Annotated in this window: 22 protein-coding genes and 3 pseudogenes; 12 read left to right on the forward strand and 13 right to left on the reverse strand. The window is 68.1% G+C overall.

The genetic code is table 11. The annotated features are described in order from the left end of the window. Positions 1–92 precede the first annotated feature (92 nt). Positions 93–668 carry a TetR/AcrR family transcriptional regulator gene (locus KI385_RS40445; protein ID WP_238576973.1) on the forward strand — a complete coding sequence of 192 codons (576 nt, stop codon included), beginning with the start codon at positions 93–95 and terminating at the stop codon, positions 666–668. 347 nt (positions 669–1,015) lie between these two features. Further along, positions 1,016–1,747: a L,D-transpeptidase family protein gene (locus KI385_RS40450; RefSeq protein ID WP_238576974.1), complete on the forward strand. Its 732-nt coding sequence runs from the start codon at positions 1,016–1,018 to the stop codon at positions 1,745–1,747. Positions 1,748–2,064: 317 nt separating this feature from the next. Here the strand turns inward: KI385_RS40450 and KI385_RS40455 are convergent, their stop codons facing one another. Then, the gene (locus tag KI385_RS40455) at positions 2,065–2,460 is read right to left on the reverse strand and encodes a thiol-disulfide oxidoreductase DCC family protein (protein WP_238576975.1); all 396 of its coding nucleotides are present in this window, start codon (positions 2,458–2,460) and stop codon (positions 2,065–2,067) included. 153 nt (positions 2,461–2,613) lie between these two features. Here KI385_RS40455 and KI385_RS40460 point away from each other — a divergent pair, with 153 nt between their 5' ends. Further along, complete coding sequence (locus KI385_RS40460; protein ID WP_238576976.1) at positions 2,614–3,195, forward strand: GNAT family N-acetyltransferase; 582 nt, start codon at positions 2,614–2,616, stop codon at positions 3,193–3,195. A gap of 121 nt (positions 3,196–3,316) precedes the next feature. Here the strand turns inward: KI385_RS40460 and KI385_RS40465 are convergent, their stop codons facing one another. From KI385_RS40465 to KI385_RS40480, 4 genes are all read right to left on the reverse strand, one after another. Next, the gene (locus KI385_RS40465; protein WP_238576977.1) at positions 3,317–3,820 is read right to left on the reverse strand and encodes a C40 family peptidase; all 504 of its coding nucleotides are present in this window, start codon (positions 3,818–3,820) and stop codon (positions 3,317–3,319) included. 181 nt (positions 3,821–4,001) lie between these two features. Then, complete coding sequence (locus KI385_RS40470; protein ID WP_238576978.1) at positions 4,002–6,320, reverse strand: trehalose-6-phosphate synthase; 2,319 nt, start codon at positions 6,318–6,320, stop codon at positions 4,002–4,004. 324 nt (positions 6,321–6,644) lie between these two features. After that, the gene (locus tag KI385_RS40475; RefSeq protein WP_238576979.1) at positions 6,645–7,568 is read right to left on the reverse strand and encodes a carbohydrate kinase family protein; all 924 of its coding nucleotides are present in this window, start codon (positions 7,566–7,568) and stop codon (positions 6,645–6,647) included. A 1,077-nt stretch (positions 7,569–8,645) separates the two neighbouring features. Then, positions 8,646–9,476 (reverse strand): alpha/beta fold hydrolase, encoded by an 831-nt coding sequence (locus KI385_RS40480; protein ID WP_238576980.1) that lies wholly within the window; start codon positions 9,474–9,476, stop codon positions 8,646–8,648. A 57-nt stretch (positions 9,477–9,533) separates the two neighbouring features. Here KI385_RS40480 and KI385_RS40485 point away from each other — a divergent pair. Further along, positions 9,534–10,011 (forward strand): annotated as a pseudogene (locus tag KI385_RS40485) (MarR family winged helix-turn-helix transcriptional regulator). Positions 10,012–10,281: 270 nt separating this feature from the next. Here the strand turns inward: KI385_RS40485 and KI385_RS44075 are convergent. Further along, positions 10,282–10,410, reverse strand: a complete 129-nt coding sequence (locus tag KI385_RS44075; protein WP_281066956.1) for a hypothetical protein — start codon at positions 10,408–10,410, stop codon at positions 10,282–10,284. Between the two features lie 239 nt (positions 10,411–10,649). On the opposite strand from KI385_RS44075, the gene KI385_RS40490 reads away from it, so the two are divergent. Then, positions 10,650–11,018: a hypothetical protein gene (locus KI385_RS40490; RefSeq protein WP_238576981.1), complete on the forward strand. Its 369-nt coding sequence runs from the start codon at positions 10,650–10,652 to the stop codon at positions 11,016–11,018. 129 nt (positions 11,019–11,147) lie between these two features. Beyond that, positions 11,148–11,435 (forward strand): VOC family protein, encoded by a 288-nt coding sequence (locus tag KI385_RS40495; protein WP_238576982.1) that lies wholly within the window; start codon positions 11,148–11,150, stop codon positions 11,433–11,435. A gap of 61 nt (positions 11,436–11,496) precedes the next feature. Here the strand turns inward: KI385_RS40495 and KI385_RS40500 are convergent, their stop codons facing one another. Together KI385_RS40500 and KI385_RS40505 are read right to left on the reverse strand one after the other, a co-directional pair. Then, on the reverse strand, positions 11,497–12,132 hold the full coding sequence (locus KI385_RS40500) for a hypothetical protein (protein ID WP_238576983.1): 636 nt from the start codon (positions 12,130–12,132) through the stop codon (positions 11,497–11,499). 459 nt (positions 12,133–12,591) lie between these two features. Beyond that, positions 12,592–12,972 carry a cupin domain-containing protein gene (locus KI385_RS40505; protein ID WP_238576984.1) on the reverse strand — a complete coding sequence of 127 codons (381 nt, stop codon included), beginning with the start codon at positions 12,970–12,972 and terminating at the stop codon, positions 12,592–12,594. 105 nt (positions 12,973–13,077) lie between these two features. On the opposite strand from KI385_RS40505, the gene KI385_RS40510 reads away from it, so the two are divergent. Then, positions 13,078–13,902, forward strand: a complete 825-nt coding sequence (locus KI385_RS40510) for a helix-turn-helix domain-containing protein (protein ID WP_238576985.1) — start codon at positions 13,078–13,080, stop codon at positions 13,900–13,902. A gap of 64 nt (positions 13,903–13,966) precedes the next feature. Here KI385_RS40510 and KI385_RS40515 read toward each other — a convergent pair whose 3' ends face one another. After that, positions 13,967–14,806, reverse strand: coding sequence for a class I SAM-dependent methyltransferase (locus KI385_RS40515; RefSeq protein ID WP_238576986.1), 840 nt, complete (start codon positions 14,804–14,806; stop codon positions 13,967–13,969). A gap of 329 nt (positions 14,807–15,135) precedes the next feature. Here KI385_RS40515 and rho point away from each other — a divergent pair, with 329 nt between their 5' ends. The 4 genes from rho (at position 15,136) to KI385_RS40535 (ending at position 19,910) form a co-directional block, all read left to right on the forward strand. Further along, positions 15,136–16,389, forward strand: coding sequence for a transcription termination factor Rho (rho, locus tag KI385_RS40520; RefSeq protein WP_238576987.1), 1,254 nt, complete (start codon positions 15,136–15,138; stop codon positions 16,387–16,389). A gap of 237 nt (positions 16,390–16,626) precedes the next feature. After that, positions 16,627–18,117, forward strand: a complete 1,491-nt coding sequence (locus KI385_RS40525) for a S1 RNA-binding domain-containing protein (RefSeq protein WP_238576988.1) — start codon at positions 16,627–16,629, stop codon at positions 18,115–18,117. 209 nt (positions 18,118–18,326) lie between these two features. Continuing rightward, on the forward strand, positions 18,327–19,064 hold the full coding sequence (locus KI385_RS40530; protein ID WP_238576989.1) for a ribonuclease H family protein: 738 nt from the start codon (positions 18,327–18,329) through the stop codon (positions 19,062–19,064). Between the two features lie 300 nt (positions 19,065–19,364). Beyond that, positions 19,365–19,910, forward strand: a complete 546-nt coding sequence (locus KI385_RS40535; protein WP_238576990.1) for a hypothetical protein — start codon at positions 19,365–19,367, stop codon at positions 19,908–19,910. Here KI385_RS40535 and KI385_RS40540 read toward each other — a convergent pair. The 3 genes and pseudogenes from KI385_RS40540 to KI385_RS40550 form a co-directional block, all read right to left on the reverse strand. Further along, positions 19,907–20,026, reverse strand: a pseudogene (locus tag KI385_RS40540) (IS5/IS1182 family transposase); the annotation flags it as partial. The gene KI385_RS40535 and the pseudogene KI385_RS40540 sit on opposite strands and share 4 nt — an antisense overlap. A gap of 2 nt (positions 20,027–20,028) precedes the next feature. Beyond that, positions 20,029–20,150: pseudogene (locus KI385_RS40545) on the reverse strand (IS5/IS1182 family transposase); the annotation flags it as partial. Between the two features lie 144 nt (positions 20,151–20,294). Beyond that, complete coding sequence (locus tag KI385_RS40550) at positions 20,295–21,149, reverse strand: helix-turn-helix domain-containing protein (protein WP_238576991.1); 855 nt, start codon at positions 21,147–21,149, stop codon at positions 20,295–20,297. A gap of 146 nt (positions 21,150–21,295) precedes the next feature. Between KI385_RS40550 and KI385_RS40555 the strand changes: the two genes are divergently transcribed. Beyond that, on the forward strand, positions 21,296–22,501 hold the full coding sequence (locus KI385_RS40555; RefSeq protein ID WP_238576992.1) for an MFS transporter: 1,206 nt from the start codon (positions 21,296–21,298) through the stop codon (positions 22,499–22,501). 273 nt (positions 22,502–22,774) lie between these two features. Here KI385_RS40555 and KI385_RS40560 read toward each other — a convergent pair whose 3' ends face one another. After that, positions 22,775–23,356 (reverse strand): TetR/AcrR family transcriptional regulator, encoded by a 582-nt coding sequence (locus KI385_RS40560; protein ID WP_238576993.1) that lies wholly within the window; start codon positions 23,354–23,356, stop codon positions 22,775–22,777. Positions 23,357–23,440 lie beyond the last annotated feature (84 nt).

Consider the following 23,440-nt stretch of genomic DNA (forward strand, 5'->3'; position numbering starts at 1 on the left):
GCCCTTACAGTGGAACCGGAGGCGCCGCCACTTCATCGACTGTAAGTGGGTGCACCTCCACTTAGCAACCCGTGACGACAGGAGACCTGCCGATGGCCAGAGAGACAGGGCGCCCGCTACGGGCCGACGCGCAGCGGAACCGGGACAAGATCCTCTCCGCCGCGGTGCGGGTCTTCGCCGAACAGGGACTGGACGCACACCTGGAGCGCATCGCCAAGGAGGCCGGCGTGGGCACCGGCACCCTCTACCGGAACTTCCCGACCCGGGAGATCCTGATCGAGGCCGCCTACCGCAACGAGCTGAGCCGGCTGTGCGACGACGCCCCCGAACTCCTGGCCACCATGCCGCCGCGCGAGGCGTTGCGCGCCTGGATGGGCCGCTTCATCGACTACGCGACCGCCAAACTGGGCATGGCCGACGCCCTGCGGGCCCTCGTCGAGTCGGGCGTCAACCCCTACGCGCAAAGCCACGAGATGATGCTCGCCGCCCTGACCTCTCTTCTCGACGCCGGCGTCAGCGCCGGCACCATCCGGTCGGACATCGGCGCAACCGACATGTTCGCCGGCCTCACGGGCATCGCTCTCACCTCCGGAAAACCCGAACAGCGAGAGCAGGCCGAACGCCTCCTCGATCTCGCTCTCGACGGATTGAGCACCGGCCGGCACTGACACGGTGGTGGTCATCGCCCAGGAGGAAGGACCGCTCCCGCTCCGGGCGCGTGGGCAGTTCGCCGAAAGCCCGTAGGTGACGGCCTGCTCGTCAGTTCAGATACGCATGATCACTTCAGCCTGGTGGGGTGGACGGCACCGGCTGCCCCATCACTTCCCGGGAGGGCTACCGGGCTGACCGGACCGACCTTGGGTGTGACGGGGCCGGCTCTGACCGTGACGAGCCCGCTGGGGAGGGGCCTGACGTGTAGTGCGTCCCCCGGCGGCCCGGCCACGGTACGGCGTATCAGATATTTCGGGTCGGTCACGCCTGCAACCGGCGGGTCGGGCAAACAGTCGTACAGGGCATGAAACGACGATTGAACCTGCGTATACGGCGGCCCCGCGCCGTCCGCCGAGCGGGCGCGGCGCTCGCCCTCACGGCACTGACCGTTCCGCTGACGGTGGCCTTCGGTTCCACCGCCCAGGCCGCCACCGCGTCCGCGTGCACCGCGACCCGTGGCCCCTACCAGAAGCAAGCCGAGAAGTTCCTCGGGCTTCGGGTGGACGGCCGGCAGTCGGCGGCGGACTGCCGGGCGATCCGTGCCTTCCAGACCAGCCACGGCATCACCCCGAACATCGGCTACGCAGGCCCCGTCACCTGGGGCGTCATGCGCGTCGTCGCACAGCAGAAGGCGGCCGGGCACAACCCGAACAAGGCCCACAAGTGCCCCACCAACAAGGGGCGAATAGCCTGCGTCGATCTGACCCGCCAGCTCAGCTGGATCCAGGACGGATCCAGGCTGGTGTTCGGGCCGGTGCCGATCCGCAGCGGCCGCGACGGCTACGAGACCCGCACCGGCGCCAAGAAGATCTACTGGCGCAATCTGCACCACGTCTCGACCATCTACGACGTGCCCATGCCGTACAGCCAGTTCTTCGACGGCGGCCAGGCGTTCCACTCCATCAGCGGCAGCGTCTGGTCGGCCCCTGGCTCGCACGGCTGCGTCAACATGCGCAGCAACGACGCAAAGAAGTACTGGTCGCTGCTGAAGAATGGTGATGACGTCTACGTCTACGGCCGCAAGTCCGGGACCTGAGAACGGCCGACGCCGACCGGACTCCGCAAAGCGTGACCCGGGAACCGTTCGGCGGCGGGCGCGTGTGCCGGTCACCCGGAGCCGACCTCACGAAGCGACGTGGGACGAGGGTGGGATGGGGGAGCGGGGCAACGGCGGCGGACAGGGGATCGAGCGCCCGGATGGCAGGAAGGCCACCGGGCGCTGTGCCGTCATCACTGCCAACTGCCAACTGCCAACTGCCAACTGCCAATTGCCAACTGCCGGCGACTCGTCGGTGGGACCACGTGTCTGCGCGACCACGCCTCGGCGCAGCCGGAAGGGTGCCGACCGCGCCGCTACGCCTGCTTCTGCGTACCGCGGGAGGCGGGCAGTGCACAGGCCGGCGTGCCGCCCGGCATCTTCTGTCGGTTGTTCGCGACGACCCTGTACACACCGCGAGCGAACCAGCGCACGGGCGGGAGAGTGAGCAAGGCCCCCACGAGCGGCCACCCGCCGTGTGCGCTCAGCAGCAGCTTGGCGACAGCCTGGGCTCCACCGTGCACGGATCCGCTCGGCGTCACCCACAACACTTCGTGCTCGGCACGCTGTTGCGTAACGCCCAGATTCTCCAGATCGGTGAACTGCCATGGAGCCGCTTCACAGCGCGGGCGGAGGCGCCGCTCCGCGAACCGGACCGAGGAAGTGCAGAAGGCACAGTCTCCGTCGTAGACCAGTACAGGTTGCCTCCGCATGTTCCCGTAACCCCTCGCACGGTGGACAACAACGACATATGAAACGTTACCGCGAGGGATCCAGGGCCGAGGGATGGGCCCTTGAACTTTCTCCCTGGACCCCCTGGACCCCTGGACCCGTGAACGCCCTGAACCGAAGGCAGCGTGAAGGCCATGGAGACCGAGGCCATCCCCACCACTCGGCTGATTCTTCTTCCGCTGCTCGTCGAGCACGCCGAAGAGATGGCCGAGGTACTGTCCGACCCGGACCTGCACACCTTCATCGGCGGCGCTCCGTCCAGCCCGGAGGCCCTGTGCTCCCGCTATGAGCGACTGGTCGCAGGTTCGCCCGATCCCACCGTCTCCTGGTGCAACTGGGTAATTCAGCTTCGCGACCAGGGCCACCTGGCAGGCACGGTCCAGGCGACGGTCACTGCCACTGCCACTGCCACTGCCGACGACCACGGCAGCGGACACGGACACGGACACGGGACCGAGTACGGGCACGGGTGCGTCGCGGAGATTGCCTGGGTAGTGGGGACTCCCTGGCAGCGACGCGGCATCGCGAGCGAAGCAGCCCGGGGACTCGTCAGCTGGCTCGAGACGCAGCCCGTGCAAGCCGTCATTGCCCATATCCACCCCGACCACCACGCCTCCGCTGCCGTTGCCACCGCCGCCGGGCTTGCTCCCACCAGCCACAGGCACGAAGGCGAGACCAGGTGGCAGCGGACGACGAGACGCGTCTCGTCCCCGTAACGCGATGGTGCCGCGCGTGACGAGCAGCTGTCGTACCCGGTGATACGCCCGGCGGGCCCCGCGGCAAAAAACTCAGCGAGAACCCGCCAGGCATGGGAACGCACCCTGCCCCGCTCCCGAATCAGCGGGCCAGCAGCTCGTACAACGCCATCGGCGTCACATAGCCGGGCCAGCGGCCGTCGGCGAAGAGATGCACACCGGCGTCCTGGTAGCACTGGTCCACGAGTTGGGAGCAGATCATGTGCCCGGTGGCGGCGACGTAGCGGCGTAGCCCCGGGACGGGCAGATGGAATCGGTGCGCGGCGATCGCGGCGTAGTCGAGGAAGCTGTACGGCACCCCGACATAGCGGGTGGCCGCCTTGCAGATGCCGCTGCGCTGCTGCTCTGTGAGCCCTTTCGGGCAGACGTAGAGCACATTGGCGCCGGCGTATTGGCTGAGCGGTCTGATGCGGGCGCCTCCCGGCTCGGCTTCCAGCAGCCGGTCGTCGGGCAGGACCAGGAAGGCGTGTTCGTAGTTGGCGAAGCCGTCTCCGTTGATCCATTGTCCGAAGCGGATCAACCGGCCTGTGACGCCGGAGATTTGAGTGAGTCCGATGTCGCCGGGCAGGGGATGGGTGTGCTTCATGAGCAGCTCCAGGGAGCGCAAAAAGCGGATTCCCAGGAGTGATACCCGCTGTTCGTCCGCGCGCACCGCATGTGCGGGCGGCAGTGCACACGGACGGGCAGTGCGCACGGACGGCTGGGCGTGCGTAAGGGAGTTGTGCGGCGAGCGGGCCGTACGGCTGCCCGTAGCGGGCGGCGGCAGCTCAGGCGCCGTCGTCAGTGGTGCATGATGCCTTTCTCCGTTCCTCCGCCACCGACGTCGGCCTCCGGATGGCGGTGATGATCTGGCGGGCCCACCGGGCGGGGGTCTGATCCTTGTCGAGGAGAGCGGCGAGGCGGGTGAGGTGGGCCGATCGCTCCTGGGGTGTCATGGCTAGTGCGCGGCGCAGCGTGTCGACGAGGTTCTCGGGTGAGTTGGGGTCCGTGAGCAGGGCGGCGGTGCCGAGTTGGGAGGCGGCTCCCGCGTGGCGGGAGAGGACGAGTACGCCGGACCGGCCGGTGGCGGCGTGGGCGGCGATGAATTCTTTGGCGGTGAGGTTCATGCCGTCCTGCAGAGAGGTCACCCAGAACACATCTGCCGCGAGGTAGTGATCGACCACCTCGGCGAAGGACAAGGAATGAGGGATGTAGTCGACGGGTTCCCAGTTTTCGGTGTGCCAGAGGCGGTTGAGGTCAGCGATGGCGCGTTCGAGGTCGGCGCGCGTGGTGTCGTGGACGCGGATGCCCGGTTCGGGTGGTGGGCATACGAGGCGGAAGGTCAACTGGCCGCGCAATTCAGGGGTTTCGGTCAGGAGAGTGGCGAGGGCGCGGACCTTGTGGAGGGGAGCCTTGGCGTAGTCGAGACGCTCTACCGACAGGATCAGGGTGGGCCGGCGTCGCCCGTGGTGGTCGTGTCGGGGTGCGGGCGTGATGCGCGTGCGGGCAAGTTCTTCGACGGCTCGTCGGTCGATGCCGAGGGGGTGGACGCCGGTGCGGGGGGTACGGCGGGCACCGGCGAGTGCTTGCCGGAAATGGTCGGCAAACGTGGCGGTGTGGAATCCGGCCCAGTCCAGGCAGGCGAGGGAGTGACGGAGCTGCTCGGCGGCGGGGATGCGGGCGAACGTGTCCGGTGGCGGGAACGGCGTGTGGTGGAAAAGCCCCAGATGCAGGTCCGGGCGCGCGGCGTGCAGGATGCCGGGAACGAGCCAGAGGTTGTAGTCGTGCAGCCAGACCGTGGCGCCACGGGCCGCATGGGCGCTGATGTGGTCGGCGAAGCGCGCGTTGAACGTCTCGTAGTGTCTCCACGCCGAGGCGCTGTTCCGCATGCGGTCGGGCTGGGACATCAGGGCGGGCCAGAGCGTTTCCTTGCACGCTTGGTGGAAGTACTCCGTCCACTGGGCGGAAGCCACCGGAAGGAACGCCAGGGGGAGGCCGGTTTCATGCAGGAGACCGGTTTCGTGTGGGAGTCCAGTTTCGTGTGGGAGTCCGGTTTCGTGTGGGAGTCCGGCCTCGTGCAGGTGGCCGGCGTGGGGGCGGGGAGCCGCATCGTCCTCGACCAGCGCGGTGGCCCAGACCGCGTCAAGGCTGTCCATACTGAACATGCCCTGCAGCGCGGGCAGGACTCCGTTCGGGCTGAGGGGCTGTTGCCATTGGCCGTCAGCCCACCGCACGGGTGGACGGTGGTAGCCGATCACTACGGGGCGCGGCGTTTCGGTCCAACCCAGGTTCTCCAGGGCGGACAGGATGCCGGCCGCCCCGGGACGGTCCGGCCGATGAATGGTGCTGGTGCTGGTGCTGGTGCTGGTGCTGGTGCTGGTGCCGGTCCGGGTGCCGGTGCTGTGGTCAGGTAACTGTTCACGGAGCGCAGGTTCGGCGTTGCTCATGATGACGCCGTGGGCGCCGAGCTGAAAGAGCGACAGATCGTTGAGCGAGTCGCCGGCCACGAGGATCGAGTCCATGGGCCACTGGTGCTTGCGGGCGAGCAGCGCGAGGGCGTTGCCTTTGCTCGCCGGGGCGGGCAATACGTCGAAGTACCGGTCGGCCGAGTACGTCCAGCCGCAGCCCAGCTCCCGCACCGCATCGGTGAGCTCCTCGGAAAGCTGCTCGGGGCGGAGGAAGAACGAGCAGCGGCCCTCCTGGGCCACCCCGTCCTGGTACACGAGGTCGGGGAAGCGCGACAGGTGCTCGCGTACGCGCTGCTGACCGGGCCAGCCGTGCCGCAGCTGGTTCTGCAGGATGTCGACCTGGCTCCGGTCCGTCCCGTCGATCACACTCGCTCCGACATCCCCGATGATCCACCGGGGGCTGGGGACGAGTGGGTCCCGGCGAAGGATCCGCTCGATGGACGGCAGTGAGCGGCCGGTCGCGAACACCACGGTCACTTCGGGGTGACGGTCAAGCGCCTGTCGCAGTCGCCGACGGTCCGTGCTGTCACCACCGAGCAATGTGCCGTCAAGGTCGGTGACCAGCACCTTGACGCCCCCGCCCACGCCTGCGATTGACGGCTCCTGCGAAGCCTGCTCGTCGGAGACCAGCGATGCCATCCTTGTGCCCCCCGGTTGTCGTGGGATGTGTGTCCTTGTGCGGTGAAGCGGCTGTCATGTGGGGTGACCGTCGCACGGAGTGCCCGTCATGCGAAGTCTCCGTCGTACGGAGTGCCTGTCATGCGAAGCGCTGGCCGCACGGAGTGTCGAATTGCCGGAGTGTCCGTCGTAGGGAGTGTCCGTCGTACGGAGCGGCTGCCGTGCGAAGTGTCGGCCGTACGGAGTGCTGCCATGCGAAGTGTCTGTCGTACCGAGCGAGTGAGAGTGAGTGCCTGTCATGCGCAGTGACCGGTCACACGGAGTGCCAGTCACGTGGAGCGACTGTCATGCAGAGAGGCGCGCGAGCCACTGCCTCAGCCCCGCCGCGTCCAGCGCGCCGCCCGATCCCGCAGCGGTGACGGACGCAGCTCCGCAGGCGACGCCGGCGGCCAGACACTCGGCGATCGTTCCGCCTGCCAAGCGGCTGTGTATGAAGCCGACGTTGAAGCAGTCGCCCGCGCCGGTGGTGTCCACCACTTCCACCGGCACCGACGGCTGTACGACCCGTACACCTTTCTCAGCAGCGACGGCGCCCTTGCTGTCCTGTTTGATGACCACTGTGGGCACCAAGCCCGCCAGCACCTCGAGCGCATCATCGACGGAGCCGGTCCCGGTCACCCGCAGCGCCTCCGCCGCATTGGGAGCGAACACCCCGACCTGACCAAGCACTTTCGCCACCTCGGGCATGTCGACACTGCCGGCAAAGTCCTGACAGTCCATGAACACCTCCGCCCCCGATCGCGCGGCGAGATCCAAGGCGTCGGACACCTCGGGCCCGTACTGGAGGAACGGCAGCATCACCACTGCCGGCCGGTAGGTATCGATCAGCTCCGCGAGCGGGCGGGCGACGACCGGATCCCCGTAGGAGACCATCGCCCGGTCACCCGGATGGGACAACGCGACCGTGACATTGCGCTGCGGGCGCGGGTGGTGACGGAAACCCCGCTCATCCAGATCCTCATCCCGCGCGGCCGCGAGAACAGCCTCGCTGAACGCGTCATTGCCGAAGTCCGCAGCCCACACCACGTCGCGGCCCAGCCGCCGCAGCCCCATGGCCAGCGTGTACGCCCCGCCGGGCACCATGCTGAACCCCTCGGCCCACACCTCCGTTCCGTACGAGACCGGCCCTGCCAGCCCCTGGAACACGAGATCGACCGAGTACGCCCCGGCCACCAGCACCCGACCGCCGGCTGCCGTCGCCGCACTCATCGGCTCAACCGGAACGTCGGATCCGCCACCTGCCGGCCACCCCGACACCGCACCGCCCATCCGGCGGACACCGTATCCGGCAACGTGCCTTCATGCGGAGGCAGTTGCCGGGGTGAGAGCTGTTCAGAGCGCTGTCCAGAGAGCAGCGAAACGTAATGACCATGCGTCATGGCGGGACTGTAAGTGGAACACCCAGCGCATAGTGCAAGTAACCGAGGGAGATGACCGAAAGGAACCGCTGTACGCCGTTGCAACACCACCGTCGACCAAAAGCCACTCCGTGTTCGCTCAGTTCGCCTGGCGCCCTGAGAGCCCTCGCTGGTGGCCTCGGTGACTGCTGCGGTGTCCGCATGGGCACCCGGCATTCCCGACCGGGCCAGCAGCGTCAACGGCCATACGGACATGTCTGGTTCGTCGCCGCCCAAGGGCCACCAGTCCCAGGGGCCGTCGAACTCCATGGCTGCCTTGCCGTGTCCGCGACTTCAACGCCCGCCGCCAGGAAGGCATGCGGTCTGAGCGCCAGCTCGAAAGCGACGGGGATGTCGTTATGAGGGTCGAACTCTTCGCCCTCCACCCATTGCCGGTGGGCGGGAGGAAATGGCCGGACCGGAGCAGAACGACCCCGCAGACGCAGACGCAGACGCAGACGCAGACGCGGGCGGGGGAGACGGCCATGCGGCCTGCGGGGAGCCGGTGCCCCTCCCCGTCCGTGGCGCCCACACTGATGCGGCACGCGGCGGCGGGCTCCGACACCCGCGCGGGGCAGGCCCGCAGACGGATCGCCGAGCTGTCGGACCGGGAGCGGGAGATCGCCGCCGCGTCGCCGAAGGGCTGTCCAACGGCGAGATCGGCGCGCGCCTCCACTTCTCGGTGGGATGCATCCAGCTGGCCCTCGTGGCCCACGATGCGGAGCCGCGGTAAACCGGGGCGCTGCCAGCTGCCAGCTGCGGGCTGCCGGCAGCGGGTCCGCTGGGAGATCCACGACGTCATCCGCGACGACACTCACGACGTCATCCGCGACGCGTTTCTCCAACCAACCTGTTGCGTCATCACCTGCCGACGCGACAGACCCCTGCGTCAGCTCTCGTGAGCGAATACGGTCTGCAGGAATTCCCCAAGGATCGTGTTGAAGGCCTCCGGTCGCTCCATGTTGGGGTAGTGCGCGGTGACTTCGACCGTTGCCGCACGGCCGTTGGTGACGGTGTGTACGAGCCGTTCCGCCATCCCGATGTGGTCGTCCGAATCGATGCCGCCATTGATGGCCAACACCGGGATCGTGATCTTCGCTGCCCGCGTCCACGTCTCGGTCACGGGCACGAGTTGCATCGGTTCGGTGCCTGTGTGCTTGGCGATCGTCCGCCCGGCCATCTCCCACAGTCGTCGTACGACGTTCGGGTCGACGTCGTCGAGCGTGCGGTGCGGGCCGGCCGCGAACAGCAGATGCGCGTTGACGAAGCCTTCGGCGTCGCCAGCGGCTGTGGTACGGGCCCACTCGGCCTGGATGTCCTTGACCCAGGGGTCCTGGAACTCGGGCTCGCTGGTCCCGGCGCCGCTGACGACGAGCGCACGTATCAGATCCGGGTGCTCCAGCGCGGTGTCGACCGCGATGCTCGCACCCATCGACAGTCCGACGAGGACGGCGGGGCCGACGCCGAGGTGGCGTAACAGGGCGGCGACGTCATCGGTGTGACGGAACGGGCTGCTCGCGTTCGAGGATGCTCCGTGGCCGCGGGCGTCCGGCGCGATCACCCGGTAGTCCGGTGCGAGGAAAGGCACTTGGTCGTCCCACATGCCGTGGTCCAGGAAACCGCCGTGCAGCAGCACGAGCGGCGGGCCCGCACCGACGTCACGGTAGGCGAGGTGGCCATCCTCGGTCTCGAACGAGCGCAGGTCAGAATCGGCTGTCATGACAACCAAGGTTCCATCTCCCGTCGAGAATGGCAACCAAGGTGTCATCATGGTTGAGTGGCCGACGACACCGACCTGCCCCTCGCGCCCGATGACCTCGCCGACCGGCTGACAGTGGTGTTCGCCCTCGTGGATCCGCATTACCGCCGCGTGCAACGCAAGGTGGAGCAGGCCGAACCGATCGAGGGACTTGTCCGTCGGCGTGCGCGCCGTCCTGGACCTGCTCCGCGAAAACGGGCCCATGGCTGTCCCTCAGATGAGCCGTGCACAGGCGCTGATTCGGCAATTCGTGGAGCGCATGGTCAACGACGCCGCGGCGGAGCAGCTCGTCGAGATCATCCCGAACCCCGCTCAACAGCGGTCTTCGCTGATCCGGCTGACCGACCGGGGCAGGGCGGCAATCACCGCTGTGACGGCCCGCGAGCATGCCTTGCTGCGTCAGGTGGACGGGGACCTGACCGACGCCGACGTGACTGCTTGCGTACGGGTTCTCGCGAGGATGCTGGAGCTTTTCGACAACGTCGATGTGAACTGACGTCCGCACTGAGGTTGTGGCCGGTTGGCCGGCCGGCCTGACCGGTCGGCCGATGCCGTCGATGGTCCGCCGCCCTGGCGATGAGGCGTGATCGAAAGTCGTGCACACCGCCAGGGTCGCGGGGCCGGTGGCAGCAGCCCGCGTCGGGTCGGTGGTCGCCCTGTTCTTCAGACGGTGCTGCTCGCGGCGGCCTACGCCCTGAATCGAGGAAGGGGCGATCGACCAGATGCTGGGGAACCCCCACCACGGTGGCGTCGACATGGGTGCTGACTACGCCCAGACGTACGTTCCGACGCTCGGTACCAGCGTCGCGCTGATCCAGGACGTGGTGTCGATGCGCACGGTCTGGAGTATCTGCGTACCGATCGCGATCACGGAGGCCTTCGGTCGCGACCGCACGCGCCCTTGGTCGGGCAACGCCGAATTGACGCTCACCGGCGTGGTGCTCGCGGCGGGCTCGGTGTTCCTTGCCGTCGCCCAGCACGATGCCGGGGGTTCCGTAGCGTCGCCGGCGCAGTTCGCCCGAGCGGGGATCGCCATCACGGCGCTGGTCGTGCTGGCGTTCGCGCTCGGCCGACGGCCGGTGTACCGGGTGGACGCCACCGCGCCGAGCCCATGGGTGGTGGGTGGTGGGCGCCATGGCGTTCGGCGGATGCAGCCTGTACTGGATCCGCGACACGCTCTTGCCCGACGACATCTCGGACTGGGCACCGGTCGGCGGGTGGTTCGTACCGGCCGGAGTCCTCGTGACCTTGTGCGTACGGTGGTCGTGCAGCCGGGGCTGGGGCGCCGCACACTGCCTCGCCCTTGCCGGTGCCGCGCTGCTCACCTATGTCCGGGTGGGTTTCCTGCACGCGTGGGAGACGGACGTCCCACGTGCCACCGGCGTACTCGGCAACCTCGTCTTCGGCGCCGGGGCACTCATCCAGTTGGCAGTGGCCGCCCGCGCCCGTGACAGTAAAGTCAATATGACTGACCGCGCTGCCGGTGAGCTCGCTGCTTACTGACCGACAGGTCATGAACGGTCAAGGGTTCCGGGACCGAGACCGGGACCGGGACCGAGACCGGGACCGGGACCGGGACCGCCCCAAAAGGGCGTAGTGGTACCGCCCCAGCCCACATCCCAGGAGCTCACCATGCGCGCCCATCTCATCGTCATCTACACCGAACGCCTCGAAGCGTGCCGTGACTTCTATGCCGGTCTTGGCCTCGCCTTCGAACGGGAGCGGCACGGCGACGGCCCCGAGCACTACGCAGCCGTGCTCGACGACGATGTTGTCCTCGAGCTGTATCCGGTGAGCCCGGGGCGGCCCGCGACGGGCTCACTCAGGCTCGGGCTCTGCGTGGAGGACGCGTCACGGCCGGCCGGTCGGCGGGTCCTGACCGACCCTGATGGACGTGCGGTGGATCTTCTGGTCCGGTAGCGGGGATGTGTGTGTCTCCCGGCCCGCTACTGAGCCGGGAGGCACACTGGTCACGCCGTGGTCAGCGCTTCACCACGAACGCCCGGCCCTTCTTCGTCTCGGAGGAGCACGAAGCCTTCTCCGCCGCGGTCATCTTCCGTGACTTGACGGTCACCGCATTGCTCTGCCCGTCTGTACCGTTGGTCGCAGGGCCGGTGACGGTGTCCGGCACGAACCAGAAGTAATGGCCCCACTTCGGGCTGTCGTAGTGGGTCTGCCAGGTGCCGGAAACCGTCTGCATGACCTGTGCACGGGAGATCCAGCCCACCTCGCCGGGCTTCACCGTCATGTTCAGGGAGCTGTTCTCGGTGTGCGAGCTCGACCATGTGTGACTGTAGGTCGCGGTCACACTCAGGTCGATGAGACCGGCGATCTTTCCGCCGGCGGTGACCGAGACGCCCGCGGAGTCCGTCGAACCCACCGTGTCCGTCCAGCCCATCGACTGCGTGGCATCCGAAGTGCTGCAGTTGTAGAGGGAGTTGGAGACCTGGCGGAAGTCTCCGAGGTACGCCTTGCCGAGGGTCGGCTCGTTGAAGGTGCACTTCCCCTCACCGGAAGCGCAGTCACTTATGAGCTGCTCCCGGGTGGGCTCGTCATCCGCGGCAGCGGGCATCGCCATCGCCGCGACCAGTCCCAGTGATGCCGCGGACACCGCCATCAGGCGGCTCCCAAAGCGGATCTTTCTGCTCTTTATCATCTTGCTGTTGCCTCTCGCCCAGCCTTGTGACAGCGACGAATCCGGAATGTTGCGTTCGCCGCTGTTGCGTTCGAGACTGATGTGAAATTTGATTCAACTACACCAAGAGTCGGTAAAGTTGTAGTTGATGGCGAAACAGACCCTTTGGGGCGGGAGGGTGGTGAGGTGGAAGCGGAGGTAGCGTCAGGTCCTGGCTCAGTCAGCTGAGTCGGCGGCCGGTCCCAGCTGGGCCGGCCGACACCGCCGGTGAACCCGGCCGCAGTTGCCCGCCGAGGACCCCCGTCAGCTCAGTTCGGCGCATCTACTCCGCCGCACCTCAGGTCACTTCGCCTCGGTTCAGCTCGGCTCGGCTCGATTCAGTCCTGCGCTTCACCAGCTGAACGACTGCCTCCACCACTCTAGTTGAGAATCTCGACTGCTCTAGTTGAGAGTCTCGGCCGCCTTGGTCCTCGGCCCTTCCGCGTCACCGGTGTTGAGCGTGCCGGCCGGTTCGAGCAGCAGGATGGCGGTCTCTTCGTCTGCCACCGGGCAGTGTTCGACACCTCGGGGAACCACGAACAGCTCGCCGGGTTCGAGCACCACGTCGCCGTCCCTGAGCTGGATGGTGAGCCGACCGCTGATGACCAGGAACAGTTCATCAGTGTCGTCGTGGGTGTGCCAGACGAACTCCCCCTTGAGCTTGGCGAGCTTGACCTCGTAGTCGTTGAGGTCGGCCACCTTCTTCTGTGACCACAGGTCACTGAACTGTGCAAGCTTGTCAACAAGGTTGATCGGAACGGGAGAAACGGGTGACGGGGACATGCGGTGCCCTTCCGGAAGGCCGGTCAACCCGGGGACGCTCGTCTCCGGGCGGTTGTGGCATCAGCCTGCCGCCCGCTGACTCCTCCGGTCTTGTACGTTCCTGGCATGACAGATGGCCGGCTCCGCTCGACGATCAGCGTCTGGAGGCCACCGGTCCCAGGAATCACCGAGGTCTTCCACGCGCACTTCACCGATCACGCCTATCCGGCCCATACCCACGACACATGGGCCCTGATGATCCTCGATGACGGCTCGGTCGACTTCGCTCTCGACCGCCACCGTCATGGCGCAACCGGTACCGGCATGGTCGGCCTGCTGCCTCCTGGCGTCTCCCACGACGGCAGAACGGTCACGGAGTCAGGCTTCCGTAAGCGCGTGCTCTATCTCGATATGACAGTGCTCCCAGAGCAATTGACCGGCAGCGCGGTGGACCGTCCGATACTTGATGACGCACTGCTGCGCCAACGCATCCACCAACTGGATACGTCCCTTGGCCACGCCGGCGACGCGTTCGAAGCCGAATCCCGCCTCTCCCTCATCCGTGAACGGCTTCGCTTCCACCTCGACGCGCCCCGAACCCGTACACCGGGCCGGGAGGCACACGGCCTGGCCGCCGCCTTGCGGGAACTGCTCGACTCCCGTATACCCACCGGCATTTCGCTGCACGAGGCCGCTGGCATCCTGCACGCTCACCCCACCCACCTGATCCGCTGTTTCAAGCGGACCTACGGCCTGCCGCCGCACACCTATCTGACCGGCAAGCGCATCGAGCGGGCCCGCCGGCTCTTGCTCGACGGCCTACGACCGGCCGAAGTCGCGGCAGTCGTCGGCTTCCATGACCAAGCGCACCTGAACCGGCACTTCACACGCCATGTGGGCACGACACCCGCGCGCTACGCGGCCACGCGAGGACGTGCCGCGGCCTCATGAAGGAGCCGACTTTACAAGGATCGGTGAGAGGGGGCGGTGAGAGCAGAACGTACGAGTTCTCCGCTCACAAGGCCCGGGTGGCCACCACCAGCCGGCACCGCGGGCTGCCGTCGGGGCGTCGGCCGAGCTCCGGCAGCCCGTGCAGCTCTACCTCGAATCCGGTCCGAGCCAGCTCTGCGCGCACATCTGCGAGCCGGAACTCCCGGTAGTACATGACGAAGGGCGGGTGCCAGAGCGCATTGCGGACCCGCATCGCCGCATCGAAGGCCAGCAGCGTCCAATAGGCGGACGACCCGGGGCGGGGAGGCGCTCCGATCGGGAAGACGAACCGGCCACCGGGTCGCAGCACGGAGTGGACCTGCGCGAACAGTCCCGGTCGCTCCCGCGGCAGGAAATGCCCGAACGCACCGAAGCTCACCGCGAGATCGAAGACCGGCCCGAACGGAAGGGCCCGCGCATCCGCACGTACCCAATCCACACACGGCCCGTCCTGCACAGGCGGTCCGGCCTCCACGCAGGGTGCGTCCTCTACCGGCGGTTCGGCCTCAACGGGCGGCCCTGCCTCCCCTTGTGGAGCGGCTTGCCCGCGCGATGCGGCCGCGGACATCCGTTCACGGGCACGGCCCACGGCGAGCATCCCGGCACTGATGTCGACACCGGTCACTCGCTCCTTGCAGACCTGCCGCAGTACGTCCATGCCCGCGCCGGTACCGCAGCACAGGTCGAGACCGCTGCCGAACGGTCCGAGCGCCCGCAGGGCGGTTGACACGGGAGTCAGCACCCGTTCCGGCGTCCGGAACGGAGTGCGGTCAAATTTCGGTGCGAGCAGGTCATAGCCGCGCTCGACGGAGGACATCGCCTGGACGGCGAGCTCACGGAATGTAGGGCCCTGGGGTGCGAACATCGCGCCTCAGCATACGGCCCCTCCACACCTCACCCGATCGGCCGCGCCGGGTGGTACAGTGCGATGGGAAAGCACTTGTGTTCGCCGAAATCCCGGCGCCGGTGCCTGTCTTCCCTCCCCATAACGCTGACGCGCCCGTCCTTCCCGACCGGCGATCCAGCGCCGACTGTGTCGACACCGCAGTCCAGTCCGGCGATCCAGCGCCACCTTCCTTTCCGGCAGCGGGCCTTCTTTGCCCGCCAGCGGGGCGTGATGTCACCGCCCTTGCACGCCGACTTCCCCCCTTCCACGCGTTCCCAAGTCCGAACGTCCTGAGAGGACACCAACTCATGCCCACCAGCACCACCACCAGCACCAAGCCCAAGGCGAACGTCAACGCCAACGCCAAGACCAACGCCGCCATCAAGGCCAGCGCCACTACCGCTCCCCCTTCCACCACCATTGAACGGCTCACTGCCTCCACCCCGCCGCAGCCCTCCCTCCCCGTAGCCGGGGTCCTGGACATCACCAACGAAAGGGGGCAGGAATTCGGCTTCCTGCGCGTGGAAGGCTGTCTCCCGTCACCCGGCGATGTCCGAGTGCCGACTGCCCTGATCCGCACATCACACCTGCGCAAAGGCGATTTCGTCGTAGGGGTGTGCGGCCGGCCGCGTTCGCTCACCCAGGTCGAGTCGGTCAATGGGCGCCCGCCGGAGGCATTGCGTGGCCGACCGCACTTCCGTGACCTCACGCCGCTGCACCCACGGCACCGTATGCGGCTCGAAAGTGCGGCAGGCGGGCTGACACCGCGCATCGTCGACCTGGTCGCGCCGGTCGGCAAGGGGCAGCGCGGGTTGATTGTCGCGCCACCGAAGACGGGCAAGACGATGCTGCTGCAACAGCTCGCTGCCGCTATCGCTGACAACCACCCCGAATGCCGGCTGATGGTGGTGCTGGTCGATGAACGTCCCGAGGAAGTCACCGATATGCGTCGTGGCGTACGCGGCGAGGTCCTCGCCTCGACCTTCGACCGTCCGCCGAAGGAGCACATCGCACTCGCCGAACTGGCGGTGGAACGCGCCAAACGGCTTGTCGAGCAGGGTCAGGACGTCGTCATCCTTCTTGACTCCCTCACACGTCTCTGCCGGGCGTACAACAACGCGGCCGTGTCGGGCGGCCGTACCCTGAGCGGAGGGGTCGACGCCGCCGCACTGCACGGTCCCAAGCGGCTCTTCGGAGCGGCGCGTCTCGCGGAGCAGGGCGGTTCGCTGACCATCCTCGCCACGGCCTTGGTGGAGACGGGTTCACGGGCCGATGACTACTTCTTCGAGGAATTGAAGAGCACCGGCAACATGGAGCTCCGCCTGGACCGCGCGCTGGCGAGCAAGCGGCTCTACCCAGCGGTCGACATCACCAGCTCCGGGACCCGTCGCGAGGAACTGATGCTTTCGGCAGCTGAGTTGACGGCTACCCGTCGACTGCGACGCGCCCTCCAGACCGGCGACGGACCGGCGAACATGGAGGCCCTGCTGGACAAGGTCCGGCAGACACCCGACAACGCGACATTCCTGCGACAGGTGCAGCGCACCGTCCCGAGCACATGACCGGCCACCGTCCACCCGCCACCGTCCACCCCCACCTGCCACCCGCCGTCGGGCACAGCATGAACAGCGATCCTGCGCGGGTCGGCGCCGACGGCTGACGCAGAGAGCAGATGGCTGGCCGTGTGCCACGACGGCACAGTGAGATGATCGCGGCCGGGCTCCATCTCCGTGTCAGCGTCGGCCTCGGCGTCGGCCTCGGCGTCGGCCTCGCCACCGGTCGCCCAGAGAGGTGCTGATGTGCTGTCCCATTGCTACCGCATCACCAAGTACGACCCGGCCGACCGTGACGAACAGGACCGATACACGGGCAGTGAGGATCCGGTCAGCGACCGCGGTCCGGTAGAGGCAGCCCATCTGCGGGCTGTTGCCGCCTTCGCGGTGGACAGCGGCGTGGACCGCCTTGTCATCCGTGAGCCGTCGACTCCCGGCAGCGCCTTCCTGGGCGCGGAGCCGGCCGCGGAAAGCCGCGGCTTGGCCGGGCTGTTCCCTTCTGATCTGTCCGGTTACCACGATGGTGCTGAGGTGGCGCTCGAAACGGCGCTTGAGCTGGTACGCGTCATGCTGCGCGAGGACGGCGCCTGGTGCCGCCTGGAGGCCGAGGGCATCTTCACGGTCCATGTCGGGCGGGACCAGTACCTGTACGTCGGCAGCGCCCGACCGTGCGAGCGTGCCGTGGCGCTCACCCGCAGCCTTGGTCTGTTCCCGGAGAGCATCGCCGCTTCCCCCTATGAGTGGGCCGACGACGAACCAGGGCCACAGCAGGCAGCCGACGACGACTTCTGGAACTGGCTGTATCTGAACATCCCGCGGAAGGGGGCGCTGCTCCTGGAAGAGGAGCCGCTCGACGGTGTTTGCCGCTGGCACCGAGTCACCAGGGAAAATGGCGACCACCTCCGCGCCGGGCTCACGCCGCGCGCCAGGCTGGCCGTATGGCCGGATCTGCACCACGACGTCAGCGCAGTGCTCGACAGCCTCCCGGACGAAGGGCTGGTCGAGTGTGTCCTGGAGGACAGGACGGGGCGTATCGCCAGTGTCGTAGCCACGGAGACGCAGTTCGCCGAGCTGACCGCATTGGTCGAGGGTGCCCGCGCCGCCGTGCTGCTGCCGATGGACCTCGACGAGCGCCGGCCGTTGTTCACCGCCGTGCTGCCCGACGAGGACGGCGTACTACGGGCCCGGTGGCGGACCTGTCCCACCCCGCTCAACGACCGCTGGGCCTTTCTGAAGACGTTTAGCCAGGGCCAGGTGCGCTCGGGGACCGTGACCTCCATAGCCGGCTTCGGCGTCTTTGTGGACATCGGCGGCATCGACGGGATGATCAGCGCGGCCGAGCTGTCCTGGGACCGGTTCGAGCGCTTCGAGGACGTGGTCCGGGTCGGCCAGGAGCTCACCGTGCAGATCCTCGACGTCGACCTGGCGCGCGAACGCATCGCACTGTCGCTCAAGGCCACGCAGGAGGACACCTGGCTGACGATGTTGGACCGGGTCGGCCGGGTCTTCACCACGCACGTCACCAAGGTCGTCCCGTTCGGCGTTTTCGTCTGTGTGGAAGGCCGGAGGGAAGGCTTGGTCCCCAACGCCGATCTCTACGGTGGACAGGACCGTACGCCGGACGCGGCGGTCGGCGTCGGCGACGAGATCACCGTGCGGCTCGTCGATGTCGACCTTGAGCGGCGCCGGATTCTCCTGACAGCCATTAGGTCGACCAGTAGCCAACCTGATGGCTGAGTGCCCCTCTCGATGGATCGTGATGGATCGTGATGGATCGAGAGGGAGGAGCGAGGCCGACGCGTTCGGACAGGATGCCGTGGACGTCCTCGTGCCGGACCCGCCCCGACCGGGCTCCGGGGGTGCCTCGGCGGCCCGGCGCGCGATGCCGGGCGTCGCGACGGGAGCCGCAAGTACGACGAGTTTCGCTCGGCGAGTCGGCGCCTGGCATGATCGCGCGCATGGCTGAACGCGTGATTGCCGCATGTGACGGCGCCTCGAAAGGAAACCCCGGGCCCGCGGGCTGGGCCTGGGTCGTCGCCGACGGCGACGAAGCTGTCGTCCGCTGGGAGGCCGGCCCACTGGGCACCGCGACGAACAACGTCGCGGAACTCACCGCCCTGGAGCGCCTGCTGTCGGCCACCGATCCCGCCGTCCCGATGGAAATCCGGATGGATTCCCAGTACGCCATGAAGGCTGTCACCACGTGGCTGCCCGGCTGGAAACGCAAGGGCTGGAAGACCGCCGCGGGCAAGCCGGTCGCCAATCAGGAACTCGTCGTGCGGATCGACGAGCTGCTCACGGGCCGCTCCGTGGAGTTCCGGTACGTGCCTGCGCACCAGGTGGACGGCGACCGGCTCAACGACTTCGCCGACCGGGCCGCCAGCCAGGCAGCGGTCGTCCAGGAGGCAGCCGGCAGCGCGCTCGGTTCCGCTGAGCCGCCGGCCGCGCCGGACACCGTACGGTCCGGGGGCACCCGCCGCCGTGCCGCCGGCTCGGCCACGAAGACGGCGTCCCCGCCGCGCCGGAGCACCTCGGGGAACTCCACGCGGACACTCAACGCCAAGTTCCCCGGCCGCTGCCGGTGCGGGCGCTCCTACGCAGCGGGCGAGACCATCGCCAAGAACCCGGACGGCTGGGGCCACCCCGAATGCCGCGTGGGCGCGGGCGTGGGAGGCGAGGACTAGGCCGTTTGGTTCGGATCACCGGACTGTTGGTTCGGTGCGCCGTTGACTGACGAACAACGAACCTCTCGGCCCCGTACCCGCTGTTGTGAGCGAGTGGTACGGGGCCGGGGCGTTGATGATGCCGGGCGTTCGCGTCAGGTTCAGTCAGCCCTGCGCGGCCTTCGGCCGATCCACACGGGCGCGCACACGCTTCGCCGGTCCCGGTGGCGTCGACACCACCAAGCCCGGCCACCCCAAGACCTGGCCCGCTGCCCAGAAGTAGGGTCACTTCACCTGCTCGATCTCTTCCGAGGTGGACCCATGAGCGACACGTACTCACCGATACCTGAGCTGAATCTGCTCAAAGAGTTTGATGATCAGTGCACGGACTTCTACTCGCCAGGATTCGAACTGCGCGAGTACAACAACGATGCGTCCTGGTCGGATTCGGCGAGTCCGGAGTTCTATGACCGGGTGATCCCCTTCGCTCAGGCCACCTCGTCCGGTTCCTTTTACGCGCTGTGGCGGTGCGACGACCGGGCCGATCTCGCCACCCTGCCCGTCATCCTCTTCGGTGACGAGGGGGATCTCTATGTCAGCGCGCACAATCTGCTGGATCTGTTCTATGACCTCGCCGAAGAGGATTTCGATGGTCCCGCTCCCCTACGCGAGGAGTACCTCACCACGCGTCGGGCGTACTTCGCCTGGTTGGAGCGGAACTTCGGGCCCACACGGCCCGAACACGAGCGGAGCCCCATGGAGGAGTACGGCTGGCGGTTTGCCGACTGGCTGCTGAGCGTCGGATCGGAAGATGCCGCTGATGTCGTGATCGAGAATCTTGAGTGCTTCGAAGTGTCCCGTGCCTAGGAGTTGTCGTCAAAGGGTGGGCCGGCCCACATCAGCGGTGCGGCGAGGGTGACGGCGGCTCGGTAGGAGTCGGCGGTCTTGTCGTAGCGGGTGGCGATGCCGCGCCACTGCTTGAGGCGCTGGTCAACCCGCCGCGGGAACGGCCGAGACCCTGACTGCGGAGCCCCCCTTTCGTGCGCCGGAGGTGTGCTGGTGGGCGCGGACGATCGTGGAGCCGACCGAGACCAGCCAGTCGATGTCGCCGGCCGCGCGTCCGCCTTGGCCCGGGCCGCCCGCAGCATACGGTCGAATGCCGTCCTTGGCCCAGCGCCGATGGTTCGCCCGCTACCTGGCCGGCGATTGCCGAACGCCGGCGGGCGGCAGTTGCCGTCGGCGTGTGCCCGGTTACGCGTGCTCGGTGAGCTTCCGTACGGCCGTCTCGGCGGCTGCGTCGTCGGGCAGGTAGCACAGGAAGTGATGTCCCGGCTCGTCGAGGGCGGCCAGCTTCACGTATCGGAGGCGCAGTTCGCCCGCCGTAGGGTGCCGGAAGTGCCGCACCGCCGGTTGGTAGACCGCTGTCTCCCGCTGGCCGTACCAGCGTGCCGCGTCCGGATCCTGGGTGATCTCGTCGGCGATCTCCGCGTAGCGCCGGTCGTTCGGGTGCCGGGCGGCGTGGGCGCGGAACTGGCCCAACAGGCCGCGCGCTTCGGACTCCCAGTCCACGAGCAGGGCGCGCGCCGGTGCCCAGCGGAACACCAGCCACGGCAGATTGCGCTGCTTCGCGGGAAGGCGCGCGGGGTCGGTCAGCAGCGCGGCGTATCCGGCGTTCCAGGCCAGCAGGTCCCAGTGCGGATCGATGACCACGGCCGGATTCGGCGATACCGACTCCACCAGCGACCGCAGGTTCTGTGAGACCCAGCCCGGCGGCGTGCCGGCCGGTTGGACGTCCTCGACGAAGGACAGGACGTGCGCGGTCTCGGCCCTGTCCAGTCGCAGCGCCCGCGCCACCGCACGCAGCACCTGCTCCGACGTACGCACCCGGCCCTGCTCCAACCACGCGTACCAGGAGCTGCTGATGCCGGCCCGTTCGGCCACCTCGTCGCGGCGCAGCCCGGGGGTACGCCGGCGCGGCGCCACCGGCAGGCCCAGTTCGGCGGGGGTCAGCCGCTCCCGTCGGGAACGCAGGAAGGCGCCGAGCTCCTTGCGCAGCGTACTCGCCGTGTTCCCTGTGCCGGACGGCGTTTCCCTGACGACGCCCATCGCGTCTTCGTCTCCTCTGTCCACGGATGTCCTGCACGACAAAGTGTGAGCGATGGTGATCGCTTGAGGCGAATATCCGGACGGCGCGAGTGGTGGGCTGGACAGGGCCCGGGGAAGCGCCGGGCGACGACAAGGAGCGACCCTTCGTGTTCACCAGGTCCACCACTGCCTCTACCTCTATCTCCATCCCTGCCTCGACCCCAACTACGGCCGGTTTATCGACGCGTTCACTCCGGCTGCTGCGGCTGGCCGGCCTGATCAGCAACTTCGACCGCTTCTGTATCGCGCCGATGCTGATGCTCATCGCGGACCAACTCGGCGCCAGTATCTCGACGGTGGCGCTCGCAGCCGGCGTCTACTACGTCTGCTACGGCCTGATGCAGCCGGTGTGGGGGATCGCCAGTGACCGGATGGGCCGGATCCGCGTCATGCGGTTCTCCCTCGCGGTAGGCGCCCTCGCCGCGCTGCTCTCCACGCTCGCCCCGAATGCCACCGTCCTGATCGTGACCCGGGCGCTCTCCGGAGCCTGCTTCGCCGCCTGCATCCCCGCGTCGCTGAGCCACATCGGCGACGTCGTCCCCGCCGAGGGACGCCAGCGCCCGCTCAGCGATCTGATGACCGCGTTCTCCCTGGGTACGGCGCTGGGCACGCTCATGGCCGGAGCGCTGGCGCACTACATCAGCTGGCGCCTGGTCTTCTTCGTGCCGGCCCTGCTCGCGGCGTATCTCTCCCGGGCGCTGCGCCGCCTCCCCGAACCGGAACGCGAGCCTGCCGGCTGCCTGTTGGCTCCCTTCCGTGTCGTACTCAGGTCGCGATGGATGTGGTACGTCATGGCCGTCGCTCTGCTCGAAGGCGCCGTGCTGCTGGGTTTCTTGACGTATCTGGCGCCGGCGCTGGAGGCCCGGGGGGTGCCGACCGCGGTGGCCGGTGCGGTGTCGGCGCTGTACGGCGTCGCGGCCATGGTGTGCGCGCAGTGGGTCAAGAGGCTGGTGGGTCGGTGGAGTCCCACCAGGCTGATCGTGGCCGGCGGGGCGCAAGCCGCTGTGGCCTACACGGTTGCCACCGTGAGTCAGTCGCTCCCGGCCCTGGCGGTCACCGCGCTGCTGCTGGGCGCCGGCTGGTCGTTCCTGCACACCACGGTCCAGGCCTGGGCGACCGCGGTGGCCCCGACGGCCCGAGCCACCGGCGTTGCGATGTTCGGCGTCAGCCTCTACGGCGGCAGCGCGCTGGCGAGCGGCCTGACGGCGGCCGCTGCCGGCAGGCATGAGTATGGCCTCATCTTCCTGCTCGCCACCGCACTGACGATTCCGCTGACCGTCGCGGCCGCCATCGGGCGGGCCCGCTACCGGTGACGTGATCTCGTGGGATCGGATCGAGGTTCGCGTCGACGAGCACCAGGCGGGTGACCAACTGGCGGCGTGGGCCGGTCGCTTGATGCCGTGCCCGCCCGGGCAAGTCGATCAGCGGTGAACGCCGGGCGGCCCGTAGTGGGCGAGCTTCAATCCGGCCAAGAAGGCGGCGAAGTCGAACTCGGACCGGGCACGGATATGCGAGCCGCGCGTCCAGATATCGGCGAGCGGCACCGCGCTCGGCCTGCCGCCTCGTCAGTTCGGCCTGCTGCCCCGTCAGAGCTCCGCCTCGATCGCGCCACGGAGCAGCTCGTGCGCGCGCTGGAGCGAGGTGGTGCCGCTCAGCCAACGTTCGCTGAGGCCCTCGACCAGGGCCGTGAGCCGCTCGGCCGCATCGTACGGATCGGTCTCGCGGCCGGGTCGGTCGACCGTATCGACCGCCTGTGCCTGCGCCTGCCGTATGAGGTGTGCGAGGTCGTCGATCCACTCACGTGTCGCAGCGGCCAGCAGTTCCCGCAGGTCCGGATCAAAGACGGCGGTGGCGCGCAACTCGCCCCAGGCGGCGCTGTTCTCCCTGACGTGGGGAGTGTCCTGCAGCTCCAGCAGCAGCATCTCGGTGAGCTGCGTACGGGGATCGTCGGAGGCTTCCAGGGCCGCGTCGGTGTAGCGGACCGCGCGCCGGCTGATGAACTCCAGCGTGCGGCGCAGCAGGCCGGCGCGATCCTTGAAGTGGTAGTAGATCAGCGCGGTCGAGACACCGGCCTCCGCGGCAACCTCCTCGACCCGTAGCCCACGCACGCCACGCCGGGCGATCAGCCGGGCGGCGGCTTCGAGGATCTGGGTGGGCCTGTCCGGCATCGAATGCTCCCGCTATCCGAAGGATCAAAGTATCTGACGTCCGATCATGCCCTACCATGGGCCTGACCAAAATTTCAGTCAGGT

This window comes from Streptomyces inhibens, assembly GCF_022221585.1.
Classification (GTDB): domain Bacteria; phylum Actinomycetota; class Actinomycetes; order Streptomycetales; family Streptomycetaceae; genus Streptomyces; species Streptomyces inhibens.